This is a genomic window from Fibrobacter sp. UBA3629 (assembly GCF_002374005.1).
Taxonomy (GTDB): Bacteria; Fibrobacterota; Fibrobacteria; order Fibrobacterales; family Fibrobacteraceae; genus Fibrobacter.
Genome location: NZ_DFLC01000006.1, coordinates 19593 through 34641 on the forward strand (window position 1 = coordinate 19593; position 15049 = coordinate 34641).

Annotated in this window: 12 protein-coding genes and 1 tRNA gene; 4 read left to right on the plus strand and 9 right to left on the minus strand. The window is 55.2% G+C overall.

Annotated elements, in window-relative coordinates:
- Nucleotides 1–18: 18 nt before the first annotated feature.
- The 3 genes from B2310_RS01260 to B2310_RS01270 all read right to left on the minus strand — a co-directional run bounded on the left by B2310_RS01260 (nt 19) and on the right by B2310_RS01270 (nt 4136).
- A complete protein-coding gene (locus tag B2310_RS01260) occupies nt 19–1986 on the minus strand; it encodes an FISUMP domain-containing protein (protein WP_290728118.1) in 1968 nt (655 codons plus the stop codon).
- Nucleotides 1987–2061: 75 nt separating this feature from the next.
- A tRNA-Glu gene (locus B2310_RS01265) sits at nt 2062–2134 on the minus strand.
- Between the two features lie 76 nt (nt 2135–2210).
- Entirely contained in the window at nt 2211–4136 is a 1926-nt protein-coding gene (locus tag B2310_RS01270) for a peptidylprolyl isomerase (protein WP_290728120.1), read from the minus strand.
- A 119-nt stretch (nt 4137–4255) separates the two neighbouring features.
- Between B2310_RS01270 and nadB the strand changes: the two genes are divergently transcribed.
- Genes nadB through B2310_RS01285 form a run of 3 tightly spaced genes read left to right on the plus strand, consistent with a single transcriptional unit; the run spans nt 4256 to nt 7589 of the window.
- On the plus strand, nt 4256–5839 hold the full coding sequence (gene nadB / locus B2310_RS01275) for an L-aspartate oxidase (RefSeq protein ID WP_290728122.1): 1584 nt from the start codon (nt 4256–4258) through the stop codon (nt 5837–5839).
- 16 nt (nt 5840–5855) lie between these two features.
- On the plus strand, nt 5856–6878 hold the full coding sequence (locus tag B2310_RS01280; protein WP_290728124.1) for a serine/threonine-protein kinase: 1023 nt from the start codon (nt 5856–5858) through the stop codon (nt 6876–6878).
- 18 nt (nt 6879–6896) lie between these two features.
- The gene (locus tag B2310_RS01285; protein WP_173381512.1) at nt 6897–7589 is read left to right on the plus strand and encodes a CvpA family protein; all 693 of its coding nucleotides are present in this window, start codon (nt 6897–6899) and stop codon (nt 7587–7589) included.
- 10 nt (nt 7590–7599) lie between these two features.
- On the opposite strand, the gene B2310_RS01290 is transcribed toward B2310_RS01285, so the two are convergent.
- Nucleotides 7600–8853 carry an amidohydrolase gene (locus B2310_RS01290; RefSeq protein ID WP_290728126.1) on the minus strand — a complete coding sequence of 418 codons (1254 nt, stop codon included), beginning with the start codon at nt 8851–8853 and terminating at the stop codon, nt 7600–7602.
- 78 nt (nt 8854–8931) lie between these two features.
- Here B2310_RS01290 and B2310_RS01295 point away from each other — a divergent pair, with 78 nt between their 5' ends.
- Nucleotides 8932–9927: a diguanylate cyclase gene (locus B2310_RS01295; protein WP_290728128.1), complete on the plus strand. Its 996-nt coding sequence runs from the start codon at nt 8932–8934 to the stop codon at nt 9925–9927.
- Between the two features lie 115 nt (nt 9928–10042).
- Here B2310_RS01295 and B2310_RS01300 read toward each other — a convergent pair whose 3' ends face one another.
- Genes B2310_RS01300 through B2310_RS01320 form a run of 5 tightly spaced genes read right to left on the minus strand, consistent with a single transcriptional unit; the run spans nt 10043 to nt 14980 of the window.
- Nucleotides 10043–11470, minus strand: a complete 1428-nt coding sequence (locus B2310_RS01300) for a UDP-N-acetylmuramate--L-alanine ligase (RefSeq protein WP_290727159.1) — start codon at nt 11468–11470, stop codon at nt 10043–10045.
- 18 nt (nt 11471–11488) lie between these two features.
- The gene (locus B2310_RS01305; protein ID WP_290728130.1) at nt 11489–12766 is read right to left on the minus strand and encodes an RluA family pseudouridine synthase; all 1278 of its coding nucleotides are present in this window, start codon (nt 12764–12766) and stop codon (nt 11489–11491) included.
- A gap of 2 nt (nt 12767–12768) precedes the next feature.
- The gene (gene lspA, locus B2310_RS01310; protein ID WP_290728132.1) at nt 12769–13398 is read right to left on the minus strand and encodes a signal peptidase II; all 630 of its coding nucleotides are present in this window, start codon (nt 13396–13398) and stop codon (nt 12769–12771) included.
- A 15-nt stretch (nt 13399–13413) separates the two neighbouring features.
- Nucleotides 13414–14538: a squalene/phytoene synthase family protein gene (locus B2310_RS01315; protein WP_290728133.1), complete on the minus strand. Its 1125-nt coding sequence runs from the start codon at nt 14536–14538 to the stop codon at nt 13414–13416.
- Nucleotides 14531–14980 carry a hypothetical protein gene (locus tag B2310_RS01320; RefSeq protein ID WP_290728135.1) on the minus strand — a complete coding sequence of 150 codons (450 nt, stop codon included), beginning with the start codon at nt 14978–14980 and terminating at the stop codon, nt 14531–14533. The genes B2310_RS01315 and B2310_RS01320 overlap by 8 nt, the downstream gene beginning before the upstream one ends.
- Nucleotides 14981–15049 lie beyond the last annotated feature (69 nt).

Here is a 15049-nt window from a genome sequence, read left to right on the forward strand (position 1 = left end):
GCCCGTTTCGCTATTTCATCAAGGCTTGTTAGGCTCCGGCGACATCATCTGCAATAGCGAATCATTCGCGGCTTCCCTAGGCGTATCCTGGACGCAGCGCAGGGAAAACGACGTGCCTTCGAAATCTTCCGCACGCATCAGCTCATCCTTGCTGTTGATGAGATTCCAGTAGGCAGCGCCTACGTCCCCACCGCCGGACGCTTCCCAGAAATAGGCGCTGGAGCCGAGTTCCATGAATTCGCCGTCGCTGTAGCGCGCCCCCGCAGGAATCGCGTTAAAGCCAGAAACTTCTGTAATGGGCGCACCGCCACGGACCCAGCCTTCGCGCATCTTCATCGCGGAAGCGACACTCCCCTTCCCAATCTGAGCGATACTGGAGACAAGTTCGTCCCATTCCTTCTGCGAAGGCACATGCCAGCCAACCGGGCAAATTCCCTGATGTTCTTCCAGAATTGCACCCTCGACCGGATTAACAATAAAGTCGGCAGGAAGTCTCATCGCCACATGCCACGGATAAAGCCTACCGTAGCTACGGCACCGAATATCCTTGTCCTCGTAGCAGAAGCTTCCGGGAGCGGCAAAGCGCAGGTTCTCGGCCATCCACCTCTTGTTCCCGATGAGAACCGTCTTGTAGTGGTTTTCGTCGCGGGAATCGTAAATCGCCGTGCTGTCGTAAATTTCATCGATACCGGGCGGATCCATCACGCAGCGCACCGGGAAGGCAGCTGCCTTTCCTGAACTGTCGCGCAACAGGTCGTCGCCATCATAGCGTAGCGACCAGAAGAAGGCCGACACGGAATCCTTCTCGGCCGTACTCCAGAATCCGGTTGCAGAATCCCTTCCGGTAAACGCAGAGACAGCGGGCAAGAAACCGGACGGCAACGCGTTGAAACCGAACCCGTTTTCACCGGGCATCGAATTTTCCGTTTCCGGCCACACACCGCGCGCCTTGAGGTTTGTTCCCACGGCCACCGCGTCATCTATGTCCTGAATATACGCATTCAGGCGCTCAAAATCATAGATGCTCGGCACATGCCAGCCGACAGGGCACACGCCTCGATGAACGCGCTTGACAGAATCGCGAGCAGTCAATTCCGAGTAGTCGTTCGAAAGTTTCATCGCCGCAGCCCAGGTGTAGAGCCTGCCGTACTTCGCACAGTTCGCCGAATCGCCTCCATAGCAGAAGCTTCCCGGAACATCCACATCCAGATTCTTGGCCATCCACACCTGGTCACCGATATGTATCGCGTAAATTTCCCTGTTCTGCACCTTCATGACCTCGGGTTGCACGACAACCGGAGGCGGAGGCGGCTCCTTGATCTTGTAGAGTTTATCTTCGACGCAGCGGACGGAAACAGCGTTGTCCTTGGTATCGAGAACCTTGTCGAATGACTTGGAGTCGTATGTCAAGCGCCAAAAATAAGCTCCGCCCGCATCGTACTCGGTTGCCGCCCAGAACTGGGCCGACGCCCCCTTGTCCATGAACTCGCCGATGAAATACTTTTCGCCGGCAGGCAGGGCATTGAAGCCAAACTCGTCGCTTCCGAAAGGCAGGCGCAATTCCCGGTCCCAGCCATCCTTGGACTTGAGGCTGATGCCCACACCGTCGCTCTTTCCCGTCTTGCCCACAAAATACTTCATCTTCTTCCATTCCTTGTTGGTCGGGACATGCCAACCCGCGGGGCAAACGTCGTGCACGCGCTTTTTAAGCTTGGTAATGGATGTGGAATTGTAATAGTCGACAAGCCTCATCGCCGCCGCCCATGTATAAAGGCGACCGTATTCCTCGCAATTTACTTCCTGCTTGTTGTAGCATTCGGTTCCCTTGAGCTTGAAGCGCAAATTCTCGGCCATCCAGCGCTGTTCGCCTATCTGCACCGTCTTGTAGACCTGCTTGTCTCGCGAGTCCACCAGGTCCGGCATCGGTTCAACCGCAAAAAGCGCAGTCGACATCAAGAGCACAAAAATTATCACTTTCTTCTTCATGCAAATAAAATAACTTAAAAAAGCACCATTTTCACACAAAAAAAAATAAAGAACTCACCGAAATGAGTTCTTTAGTACCCCCAAGCGGACTCGAACCGCTGTTGCGGGAATGAGAATCCCGAGTCCTGGGCCACTAGACGATAGGGGCAAGTGTGCCAAGCGGCACAAGTATAGAAAAAATCTACACCCGCGTCAACAGGTTTGAACCTGCCGACGCATTTTTTTTATTCCTTGTAGAAGAGGTCCAGGTTGCTCTCTACAGGCGTTCCCTTTTCGAGATTGCCGACAAACTCGTTGAACACGGTCATGCCGACGAAACGGCTGCTGTTTTCAACTTCGTCCTTGACGGCCGTTTCGACAGCGGAGGCTTCCGGTTCGATCTTGTTGTTCACGCGGACCATGACAGCACCGAGTTCCGTTTCGATGACCGGGCCCCATTCGCCAACCTTCTGGCCATTGAGCACCTTGTAGAGGTTCGTGCTCGCATAACCGAATCCGGGAACGAAACCTTCAGCAGAAGACTTCTGGTTCTGGAGGCTAACCTTCTCGATCTTTGTAGAATCGGCAGCGCCCTTCCATTCCTTCACCTTGGCGGCAACGGAGTTGAGATAGGCGGCAGCGGCAGCGGCAGACTTCTTGGCCTTCAGGTTGTTCTTGATAGCATCGAAATGCATATCCAGGTCGCGGGCACCAGCCTTGAGTTCCTTAGCCTTCACAGCCAAAGCGACATACTTGCTGTTCTTGAGAACCGGAGAAGCGATTCCGCTTTCGTCCGGGAGGTTTTCGTTGGGCCAAGCATACGAGACAAGACCCCTCAGGTATCCGACAGCGGAAATGCTTCCGTTGTGGCCAATCCATTCAGATTCCTTGACTTCAAGTCCGCGTTCCTTGGCGGCAGCGGCAAAATCCTTTCCGGCATCGACTTCGGTCTTGATCCCCGTCAGGATGCGTTCGAGACTGTCAATCGTTTCGGAGGATGCGTTCACGACAAGGAGGATGTGGCCGACCTTGGCCGTCACGGCACCGGTAGAATCCGTCGTCTTGCCGAAGCTCTTGATGATGTGGTAGCCATACTGGGAACGGACCGGTTCGGAAATGGCACCGGAATCAAGGGCGAGAGCGGCCTTCTCGAATTCAGGCACGAAAAGACCCTTGCCTGCGGGCTGTTCCAGGATGCCGCCGTTGGCTGCGCTGCCCGGGTCCTCGGAAGAGATGCGGGCCATTTCTTCGAAATCAGCCGTCGAGGACGTGTCGGCAAGCTGGAAGTAAATCGTCATCGCGTATTCGCGGATGCGTTCCTCGTCGCCGGCGGTCGCCGCAACAGGAAGCACGACGTAATTGAACTTCACTGCATCGTTTTCGACAAAGAAGCTATCCTGGTGAGCGTTGAAGTAGCCCTTCACCATGGCGGTATCGACGACATCGTCGGCAACGGCAAAATCGCTATTGGAAGCGAAAGCGACATCAACATCGAAATCGGTCAGGCGGCGGTTGGCCGACCACTTGGCTTCGAGCGAAGTCGGATGGACGGAAGCCCCGACCAGCACTTGAAGTTGACGCATCGGAACGCTCTTGGTCTTGAGTTCTTCTTCAATCTGGAGCATCGAGCCCCACTTGAAAGCTTCGGGAGTTTCGAGCCAAGCTTCGTAATCTTCCTTGGTGGCCGCGGTATCGACCATGAACTTGGGAAGACTGGCGATGTAGGCCTGGCTGCGCTGCATCAAGTCTTCCTGGGAAGTCGCCTGCTGCTGGATAGCGGCAAGACGGTACTGGGCTTCCTGCACCAAGCGGCTACGGACAGCATTGGAATTGTTCTTGAATTCGGCCTTGAGTTCAACAACCGAGGCTGCCAGTCCGGCTTTTTCAATCTGTTCGTCCTGCAGGATCTGACGGACGAAAGAGCGAAGGACATCATTACGAAGCTGGGCATACTGTTCGTCATCGAGATGCTGTTCGCCATTCTGGTTCTGCTGAATCATCTTGATACGGGTATCAAATTCGACAGAAGACACCTTGTGGCCGTTCACTTCCACAATCGGATAGCTCTGCGCCGTCTTGGGGACGCGGTCCATGGCAAGAAGACCGACAGCGATACCCACCGCGAAAATGACGATGACCCATTTAGCTTTTTCATTAATCCACGTTAACATAGATTAGACTCCATAGAAATTTTTGTCGGGGCAAAATATAACAAATAAATGCGATATATAATCAAGAAGGCTCTTTTTTTCTATCGTTGGGACATAAAACCAACCAACGGAGTTTGGTCATGTACGATATTCTAGTCCTCGGGGCCGGCATTTCCGGCCTCTCCGCCGCCATCCACGCGGCAGAAAAAGGCCTCTCGGTCGTTATTTTAACAAAGGGCGCAAAGCCGGATGGTTCATCGAACTACGCACAGGGCGGCATCGCGACCGTCACCGAAAAGACAGACAAGTTCAAGTTCCATATTGACGACACGCTCGAAGCGGGAGCCGGCCTCTGCAAAAAAGAGCCGGTGAACATCCTCACCAAGAGCGGACCCGCGACCATCAAGCAACTCGTCAAGTGGGGCGTGCAGTTCACCCCCTCGCCCGCCGACAAGACACAGTTCGACCTGCACCTCGAAGGCGGCCACAGCCACCACCGCATCTTGCATGCGGCGGACCTCACCGGCAAGGAAATCATGCGGGCGCTCCTCGCCGAGCTCCACAAGCACAAGAACATCCATTACATCGAGAACTGCTACATCAAGGACCTCATCTGCAAGGGCGAAGGCAAGAACAAGCGCTGCGTGGGTGCAAAGATCATCCACCAGAAGACGGGCCTTGTCGAAGACCTGCTTGCAAAGGCTTCCATCCTTTCGACCGGCGGTGCTGGCCGTATCTGGCAGTACACCGTTTGCCCGCCCGACAGCTGTGGCGACGGCATGGCGATTGCGGCCCGTGCAGGCGCCGGCCTGCAGGATATCGAGTTCATGCAGTTCCACCCGACAAGCCTCTACGCCCCGCAACTCAAGAAGCCCTTCCTGATTTCGGAAGCGGTGCGCGGATTCGGCGGCATCCTCAAGAACTACAAGGGCGAAGAATTCATGAACCAGGTGCACCCGCTCCATTCGCTCGCGCCGCGTGACATCGTGGCCCGCGCCATACACAGCGAGATGCAACGGCTCGGCAAGCCCAACATGTTTATCGACCTCTCGGGCCGCACCCCGAAGGATATCAAGAGCCACTTCCCGAACATCTACGCGAAGTGCCTCGACGCAGGCATCGACATCACGAAGGAGTGGATTCCCGTGGTGCCCGCCGCACATTACATGTGCGGAGGCGTACTGGTCGATACTTGGTCGAGGACCGAGATCAAGGGCCTGTACGCCTGCGGCGAAGTCGCCGCGACGGGCGTCCACGGCGCAAACCGTCTCGCCTCGAATTCGCTTCTCGAAAGCGTCGTCTTTGCCATCCGCGCCGTCGACAACATCCTCGAAAGCGGACTTCTCAATGCGAAGATCGACGTGAAAAAATCCAACAAGAAAGAGCACGTCACCTTCACGAAGGGCGCCTACTGGCACAAGCGCAAAAAAATCCTCCAGGATACAATGTGGACACACTGCGGAATCGTCCGCACCGTCGCAGGACTCAACCAGGGACTCAAAATTATCGAAGGGCTTGAAAAGGACGTGGACGCCGCCGTCAAGAACAAGGAGACGGACAACTTCTACTTCATCGAATTCCTGAACGCTCTCCAGGTTTCGAAGATGATCCTGATTGCGGCGCTCCACCGCAAGGAATCTCGCGGACTACACTACATCCTCGATTACCCGAATCCCGACCCGAAAACGAAACACCACACGATTTACCTGAACGACAAGAAGTAGGGCAGACAAGATGGCTGTGGCAAAAAAGACAAAGGACGCATTGCCGAAGCGAATCGGAGGCTACACGCCGACGCAGATGCTCGGGCACGGAGCCATGGGAAACGTATGGCTCTGTCACGACGAGTCGCTCGACCGCATGGTCATCGTGAAGCAGATGGTCCCGAAGCTTCTGGACCAGGATTCCTTCATCTACCGCTTCCAGCAGGAGGCGACCATCCTCGCCCACCTCAACCACCCCGCCATCGTCGTTCCTTACGCCCTCTGGAAAGAAGCCGACGGCCAGCTTTCGCTTTCGATGGAATTCGTGATGGGAAAGAACCTGCGCGAAATCCTCGATGTGTGCAAGCGTCCGCCCGTATGGGTCGTGATGGCGATCCTCCACGAGATATTCCTCGCATTGAGCGCCGTGCACCGTGCGGGCATCGTCCACCGCGACCTGAAACCCGCGAACATGATGATTGACCGCGACGGCCGAATCCGCCTGCTCGATTTCGGCGTCGCACACGTCGACAAGCGCTACGAAGACGACATGACGCTCACCATGGCAGGCTCGCAAATCGGCACCGGCGCCTACATGAGTCCCGAACAGACCGTCGGAGACGAAGCCACGCCCGCTTCTGACCTTTTCAGCATGGGCATCATCGCAAGCGAGATGCTCCTTGGCGAGAACGTATTCCGCGGACAGTCGCTAAACGAGACATTCCAGAATATCCGCAGGATGGTCATTGGCAAAAAGGCTTTCCCGCCGGACACACCAAAGGAACTGGTAAAGCTCATCACGCGTCTTCTTGAAAAGAAGCCCTCCAAGAGGCCTCTTTCGGCAGCCGACGCAGCCGCAGAGCTCAGCCGCATCATGCGAATTTACCCGCGCGACCTTACCCCCTACCTCGCCGACTGGGTCAACTCCACCATGAAGGGCGAAAAAACAACCATCGAGCCGGAAACATATGCAAACAGGTCCAAACTGATTATCGCGATTACCGCACTGTCCTCCATCGCAGTTACAGCAGGCGCATTCTTGCTCATTTCAAGCATCTAAAAGAACTTAAAGGTCACTATGAATTGGATTGACATATTCAGCCTCATTTGCATTCTCGTCTTGACACTCATCGGTGTGTGGCGCGGTTTCCTGAAAGGGTTGTTCCGCGTGCTCGCCTGGGCCACCGCCATCGCCGGCGCATATTTCTCGTACGACCTCCTGGGAAACACCATTGCGTCCAACCTGCAAATCGGCAGTTTCACCGTCAGGATTGTCTGCATCTGCCTCGGGTTCCTCATCCCGTTTCTCACCTTGTTCGTCGTCGGGCATTTCTTCGAAAAAAAAATCAAGGACACCTCGCTCGGAAAAGCAAACCGCATCCTTGGCGGCATCCTGGGTTTATGCAAGGGATGGCTCATCTGTTTCGTATTGCTGACCATCCTCCACATCCTGCCCGTTTCCGGCGACCTGCGCGAGGCTCGCAACGACGCTATCGCCTACAGCCTTTACAAAAGGAACATCGAATTGTTCGGATTCTCGTCCAAGGAAGTTGACCTCGTGGGAATGGCCGAAGAAAGGGCAAAGAAGCTCAGCAACGAATTAACGAACAAAGCCGTCGAAAAGGTCAAGGAATCCTCCGTCCAGGCCGCAGAGCAGGCCAAGGAAGCCGCCGTAAAGGCAATCGAAGAAAAGAAGGATTCCCTAGTCAAGAAGATTGACGCAAAAAAAGACTCCGCCGTTTCCAAGGTCAAGGAAAAGGCGGACAAGTAAGCGGCACGCCTTAATAGGCTAGCCGTTTCGCACAGGCTTCGGCTTCACGCACAATTTCTTCTTCGCCATCCACGTGGCGGCCACGCATTACGAACTTTCCGTTACAGATAACCGAATCGATGCAACTGCTGTCGGCAGCGTACACCCAGTTACTTACCAGGTTGTGACCAGGCACCATCCGCTCGTTCTTCAGGTCGACCAGCAGGCAATCCGCGAGGTAGCCTTCCTTGATTTCGCCGGCATCCATTAGCCCGTAGGCGCGCGCAGAGTTCACCGTCGCCATTCTAAGCGCGTCGTGCGCAGGCAAAGTTTCGGCACCGCCCTGCACTTTCGCAAGCAACGCCGCAAGCTTCATCTCCTCGTGCATGTCGAGGTTGTTGTTCGAAGAATCGCCGTCCGTACCGAGGGCGACATTTGCACCGGCACGCAACAGGCGGTCAATCGGCGGGATACCGCTTGCAAGTTTCAAGTTCGAATTCGGGTTCAATACCGCCGTCGCGCCCGAATCCACGAATGCCTTCATGTCGTCATCCGAGAGATGAACGCAATGCGCCGCAGCGAGGTTCGAACCGAGCATTCCCGCACGTTCCAGCAGGCGGACCGGACTGCACCCGTACTGCCTTTCGCAATCTTCCAGTTCCTTTTTCGTTTCGGAGAGGTGCGTATGGACCATGAAATTTTCGGAACGGGCAAAGTCGGCACAGCGCTTCAGCAGCGTCTCGCCCACTGTGTATACGGAATGCGGGGCAACCGCAAGGCGCACGCGTTCCGATTCACCGGTATGCGCGGCAAGGAACTTGAAATTGCCCTCAATCGCTTCTGGCGACATGAGAGATTCCGCAAACGTCACGCCCACTGCAGCACGTATGCCCATCTCCCCGACAACCTTGATGGTACGTTCGCGATGCCAGTACATGTCGGCAAAGAAAACCGTACCCGACTTAATCATCTCGAGAAGGGCAAGTCGACAAGCCACGTCGATATCGTCACCCGTAAGTTTGGCCTCGAACGGCCAGATGTATTCCTGCAGCCACTTCTGGAGCGGCATATCATCGGCATACCCGCGCAAAAGGGTCATGGCCGCATGCGTGTGCCCGTTGTAAAACGCCGGGAGCACGGCAAAATGCGAGCAATCGACAATTTCGGCCCCATCGGCATCTGCCGGAGCAGCCGCATCCGCTATTTTCAGGAACCGCCCGTCCCCTATAACAATGTCCTTTCGCGACGTTTTATCGCATTCCGTCTCGACCAGGGCCGATTTCAAAAGTATTTTTTTCAATTTAAAGCCTATTTTTATATACCATGCTATTCTATATCGCAAAATAAAATATATAATAATCCTATGAACTACGACGAACTCGAAACACTACCCATTTCCAGAAATACCTTCTACAATCTGGATATCTTCAAGAACGTGCAGTTCGAAAAACTGGCGGGCTATCTCCTTTCCTGCTCGACTGAAATTGTCGAACCGGGAACCAAGCTCATCTACCCGGAACTCGAGAATCAACGCCTGATTATCCTCCTGGAAGGCCTTCTCGAAGTCAAGCTCGAATCCCAGGGCGGAGAATTCACCGACACCATCAAACCCGGACACTGCGCCGGGGAAATGTCCATCTTCGACGACATCAAGCCTAGCGCAACCGTAAGCGCCAAGGAAAAAAGCAAGCTCCTTATCATCCCGGCAGACGTGGCAACGGTCATGGTCCACGCATCACACCAACTTTGCCTGAACTTCCTGCATATCCTGAGCCAGAGGCTCCGCAACAACAACAAGGTCGTCTGCGAGGAACAGTACCACATCCGCTGCATGGAAGAATTCGCGAAAATCGACCCCATGACCGGGCTCCACAACCGCCGCTGGCTCGAAGAGATGTACACGCGCGAAATCAACCGCAGCAACATTGGCAACTTCTCGCTCACCGCGTTCATGATCGATGTCGACCACTTCAAGAACGTGAACGACACCTACGGCCACCTCGCCGGTGACCAGGTGCTTATCTCTGTAGCAAGGACCCTAGTGCACAGCCTCCGCCCCTCCGACATGCCCGTGCGCTACGGCGGCGAAGAATTTACCGTATTCCTCCCCGGAACCACGACCGAAAACGCGAAGGTTATCGCCGAACGCATCCGCAGCAACATGGAAAACATGAGCGTGGTGCTCCCCGACGGAAACGTCATCCCTGTTACGGTGAGCATCGGCTTTGCCGAACGCGTTGACGGGGACACCGTCGCAAGCCTCATCGAACGCGCCGACCAGGCGGTCTATCAGGCTAAAGAAAACGGAAGGAACCGCGTCTGTCAGAATCTCGGCGGCGGCAAGTTCAATTTACTGTAATCGAAAAAAGAGCCGCCAAAGCTTCAGTTCATTGAATGTCATCCCCGCTATACGAAACTTGGCAACTTGTTGCCCTAGTTGAGTTATCCACTTTGTGGACGAAAGGTGGGGATCTTTATTTGTTTTCAAGGAGTTTCTGTACCGATTGCGCATACGCCTGCAAACTCGGGTCGCGAGCTCCCATCAGCAAGATGGTGTCGCCGGGCTGGGCGCATTCCACCATCTTCTTCGCGCATTCGTCACGGTTCTCGATGTAGATGGCCTCGCAGCCCTTCAGCAAGAGGTCGTCTGCAAGGTCGCCCGCACTTATATCGCGCGTGACGGTACCGCCCGCATAGTAGATCTCGCTGAAGAACATCATGTCGTTGTCGCGATCGAAGTCAAAATCCTTCGGGCGGAGCGTCTTCGCGATGAATTCCACGAGGTCATGCCGCAAAAAACGCGTGGGCCCAAAGCCGTGCGGTTGGAACCAGGCAATCACGCGGCCCTCGGTAAAGTCCTGCGCACTCCTGATGCTTGCCGCAATCTTTGCCGGGTTATGCGCGAAGTCATCCACGAGGGTAACGCCATTGAACGTTCCTAAAATCTGATGGCGGCGGAACACGCCCGGGAACGTTGCAAGCGCGTCGGCACACGTATGGAGCGACACTCCGGCGCGAAGCGCGGCGGCGGTCGCCGCAAGCGCATTTTCCATGTTGTGCTTGCCCGGGAGCGGCACCTCGAAATTCACGAGTTCCGCCTTATGGCGCACGCGGAACTTGATATGCGTACCCGCGGTCTTGAAGTCCGTACCCTGCACGCCCACGTAGTTCTCGAACCCGAAATCGAATTCGCGACCCGCGCTGAACTTCTTTGCCAGCGGGTGCGCATCGTTCACGATGAGAATTTTTCCGTTGTCCAGGATATTGTGGCTGAACTTAAGGAAGATTTCCTGCAGTTCGTCCATTTCCTTGTGGTCCTTGTCCACATTGAGAATCAGGCCGATTTCCGGCTCGTAGCGCACGAGGGTTCCGTCGCTCTCGTCGGCTTCCACCACGAGCCACTCGCCCTTGCCGCTCACGGCGTTACCGATCTTGCCCTGCGCCTGCAGGTTCACGAGGCCCGCCCCCGTCATCACGGAGGGCTGGAGTCCGGCGTATTCCAGAATATGGTAAATCATCGCGGTCACGGTGCTTTTACCGCTCGTTCCGCTCACCGCAATCGTGCGGGCTTCCTTCGAAATCTTCGCGAGCATCTCGCTACGGTGCATCACGGGGACGCCGAGTTCCTTCGCACGCTTCAAGTCGGGGTTCGTATCCTCAATGGCAGTACTCACCACCACGGCAGAGAGGCCCGCGACAATGCCCGAGCCGTCCTGCGCAAAGCACTTGATTCCGCAATCTTCGAGCTGACCCATCACGAGCGGCTTTTCGCACTTGCCCGCAAGGAATTCACCGAACTGACGGTCGGACCCGCTCACCGCGACGCCCTTGCCCGCCAAGTACTGCGCGATGGCACTCATGCCCACGCCCGCAACACCGATAAAGAAATATGAATCAGTCATCGTCCAAGACCTTAAAAACTAAAGCAAATCCGGGTCAATCGTGGGTTCGTAACCGGGTTCCACGAAGTCCTCGGCAGAAATCCCTTTACGACGCGCGGACTTCATCTGCCTGATGAGTTTGCGTTCAGCGGCCTTCGCCCTGCGCTGCGCGGCCGTAGCAGCCTTCTCTGCATGACGCTGGGCGCGGGTTTTACGCTCCTTCAGCTCCGGGAAGACGCATTCATCGAACTTGTCGAGCGATTCCTCATCGAGTTCGTCATCGAAACCTTCGTCAAAGCGGATGTCCGCATCAAACTCATGGAATCCTTCTTCCTCGTCGAACACGGGCGCATCTGCCGGGCATTCCTTCTTCAGGAGTTTCAGCACCTTCGCGAAAGGTTCTTCCATCGGAACCTTGAACTTCATCTTCTTGCCTGTCCGCGGGTGGATGAGTTCAATCTTCACCGCCTGCAGGAGCTGCGCCGGAGCTATTTCCAACATTTTCTCCGCGATTTCCTTCATCAGGGGCGGCACACGATTCAAGCTTTCCTCGCGGCCGTCATACAGCGGGTCGCCTACCACCGGGTGGCCCGTATAGCGGGTATGCACGCGAATCTGGTGCGTGCGGCCCGATTCGAGCTGCAGTTCGAGCAAAGTAGCAATCGCAAAGAACTGCTTTGCAACAAAATGCGTACGGCTTTCCCTGCCACCCTTCACCACCGCCATCTTCAGGCGATTTTTCGGGTTACGCCCGATAGGGGCATCAATGCAGCCTTCCAAATCGCGCGGGCAGCCCCACACGAGGGCGTTGTACGTGCGGTGCAGCGTGCGGGTTTCGAGCTGGTGCGCCAAATGCCTGTGGGCGGCGTCGTTTTTAGCCACCACCATGAGGCCCGGCGTATCCTTGTCCAGGCGGTGCACGATACCTGGACGAAGCGGGCCGTTGACTGCCGAGAGATTGTCCTTGAAATGGTGCAGGAGCCCTGCGGCAAGCGTTCCCTTGCTCACACCGCTCCCCGGATGCACCACCAGGTTGCGCGGCTTGTTCAGCACGACAATGTCCTCGTCCTCGTACACGATGTCTAGCGGGATATCCTCGGGTTCGAGCGTACTCGAAGGCTTCTCGATAAGTTTTTCCACGACGACGACCATGCCGGTCTCCACGCGGAAATTCTTGGAAGCCGGAGCACCGCCGACTTTCACCTCCCCCGCGGCAATCAACTTCTGCACGTCGGTACGGGAAACGTTCTCCATTGCGCCGACAAGGAACTTGTCGATGCGCTCGCCGGAATGTTTTTCTTGTACGAGGTAGTTCATGCCTAATCCTTCGGCTCGGTTGCATCAGACACCTGCGATTCCTGGTTAGCTTCGGGCGCCTTGGAATCGGCAAGTTTCTGTTTCTCTATTTCCTTTTCTTCCTTGATCTGCTTATGCAGTTTCTTCAAAACAACAGGCGACAGAATCACGATGGCAACACCTACCGTAACGAAGGAATCCGCGACGTTGAACGTCGGGAAACGTGTCATGATAAAGTCGGGCAAGTCGCAATCGATAAAATCGACAACCATGCCGAGGCGCATGCGGTCGATGAAGTTTCCGACGGCTCCGCCGAGAATCATCACCACGCCCAAGCGACTCATCCAGTCGCGCTTGTCGATGGACTTGTAAAACCATAAAAGCACAACAGTCGCGACAACCGAAATCAGCAAGAAGAACAGCCAAGGAGGCAAGAACGGCATCAAGTCCTGCGGACGGCTGCTGAACGCGGCCCCCTTGTTAAAGACCAGCTGGAAGCGCACAAATTCACCAATCACGTTGATAAAATCATGGTTCGGCGCACCCGTCTCGTTCGTGAACCGGGCAAGCGCCCACAGTTTCGTGAGCTGGTCTGCCACAATGCTAAAAACGATTACACCAATATGGAACGGCCACTTGTTATAGAACTTCATCAATACACCGGGCGACTAGACGCCCGCCTCCTTCTTCAAGTTGCTGTAGGATTTTTCAATCCACCCGTCCGAATAAAAATGCGTCGAAGTAGACTTGATAATCTTCTTCACCGTATCTCGCGAAATCTTCATCTTCTTGTCAGAAACGAAAAGCCCCGAGCCGTCACCAATGAGCTTCATGTTTTCGGCAGCCATGAACAGCGGCCAAAGGCAGAAGAGCCTCGTGCGCATCTTCAAGTTCGGCACAAGCTTCGTATAGGCAATCGCATCGTCCAGATGCTTCCACGCCTTCTTGACAAGTTCGCCCATCACGGCAGCGCGGCGTGCATCAAAATCAGCCCTCACTTCCTCAGAAACACCGGCCGGAGCAACAAACATCTCGTATGAATGCGCAAAGCCATGACGGCGGCAGATTTCTTCGGGAACAAAGCACACGCGACGTGCAGAATCCTCCACGCAGTCCTTCACGATATTTGCGACCTGGAGCGCAAGCCCGAAACTCACGTCGAGCTTCTGCATCTCGGCCTTGCGCGCATCACCGATGAGGCACGTATTCGCAGCGAACAAGTTCGTGAGCAGCTTTCCGACGATACCCGCCACATAGTAGCAGTATTCGTCAAGATCGGCGACACTTTCGAGCGTAAACCATCCCGAGCTCAGCGCCGCCTCCTGACGCAAGGCAAACTTCGCCATGCCGCGGCACATCTCGATAGTGACATCGCGGACCGGAGCAGCATAGACCTCCGGCAATTCCTTCAACAGAGGCACCACCACATGCGTATGCAGACAGAGGTTCATGTAGGGGTGTTCGGACTTGCGCCAGCTTTCGGGGAGCGCCGCCTCGAATGCGATAACAGCCTCCTCCTTCAAGTCGGGAGTGCGGAAAATGTCGGCAAACAGCCCGAGCAATTCTTCCTTCTCGGATGCGTTCATGTCGGGGTCGTCTTCCACCGTATCGGCAATGCGGAGGTAAAGGTAGGCAAGCAGGATGCTCTTGTGGAGTTTTCCCTTCAACACGTTGATGTTGAGCGCAAACGTCCTCGATACGAGAAGCAAAATCTCCTCGGCATATTGCCAGGCCTTTTTCCCGTCCAAAACTTCCTCGCCCATTCCGAGCGTGTCCAAAATATTCTTAGACATAGGTGGTCTCCGCATATACGTCGGGCGGAATCTTTTTGGTTTTCGCCATGGCGTTCACATATTTCCAAAGACGTCCGTGCGCTTCCGCATTCTTGAGCTTCTTGGTAAAGCTCCAGATGGTACGGTTGTGGACATCGGCCTCGCTGCGGAAATTGCCCTTGATCTCGGTCTCGTAGCGCACCTTGCGGTATTCAAGGAAATATGCAGACTGGAAAAGCAGTGCCGTACGCTTCTTCGCCACATTGCTCAGAACCGCCACTATTGCAAAGAACAGCGGAACGGCAACAAAGCCGTAGAACCACAGCAAATCACTCAGCTTCATCAGCGCCCATGCGACGGGAATGACGGACGCGACCGACGCGACCACGCCAAACACGATATCCAGCGGAATCCAATAGCCCTTCCATTCGGGCACGAAAGCCCACTTGTGTCCCTTTTTCATCTGCTTCTTGAGATAAGTCGGGTAGGAAACTCGATAAAACCAGAAATAAAGCCCAACCCAAAAAAGAAG

What these genes read in the sequence shown, in the direction of transcription:
- lspA (WP_290728132.1), bottom strand. Translation starts at nt 13,398, where the DNA reads ATGAAGTTCTATAACAAGTGGCCGTTCCATATTGGTGTAATCGTTTTT.
- B2310_RS01270 (WP_290728120.1), bottom strand. Translation starts at nt 4,136, where the DNA reads ATGTTAACGTGGATTAATGAAAAAGCTAAATGGGTCATCGTCATTTTC.
- B2310_RS01285 (WP_173381512.1), top strand. Translation starts at nt 6,897, where the DNA reads ATGAATTGGATTGACATATTCAGCCTCATTTGCATTCTCGTCTTGACA.
- nadB (WP_290728122.1), top strand. Translation starts at nt 4,256, where the DNA reads ATGTACGATATTCTAGTCCTCGGGGCCGGCATTTCCGGCCTCTCCGCC.
- B2310_RS01305 (WP_290728130.1), bottom strand. Translation starts at nt 12,766, where the DNA reads ATGAACTACCTCGTACAAGAAAAACATTCCGGCGAGCGCATCGACAAG.
- B2310_RS01295 (WP_290728128.1), top strand. Translation starts at nt 8,932, where the DNA reads ATGAACTACGACGAACTCGAAACACTACCCATTTCCAGAAATACCTTC.
- B2310_RS01300 (WP_290727159.1), bottom strand. Translation starts at nt 11,470, where the DNA reads ATGACTGATTCATATTTCTTTATCGGTGTTGCGGGCGTGGGCATGAGT.
- B2310_RS01315 (WP_290728133.1), bottom strand. Translation starts at nt 14,538, where the DNA reads ATGTCTAAGAATATTTTGGACACGCTCGGAATGGGCGAGGAAGTTTTG.
- B2310_RS01260 (WP_290728118.1), bottom strand. Translation starts at nt 1,986, where the DNA reads ATGAAGAAGAAAGTGATAATTTTTGTGCTCTTGATGTCGACTGCGCTT.
- B2310_RS01320 (WP_290728135.1), bottom strand. Translation starts at nt 14,980, where the DNA reads ATGAAAAAGGGACACAAGTGGGCTTTCGTGCCCGAATGGAAGGGCTAT.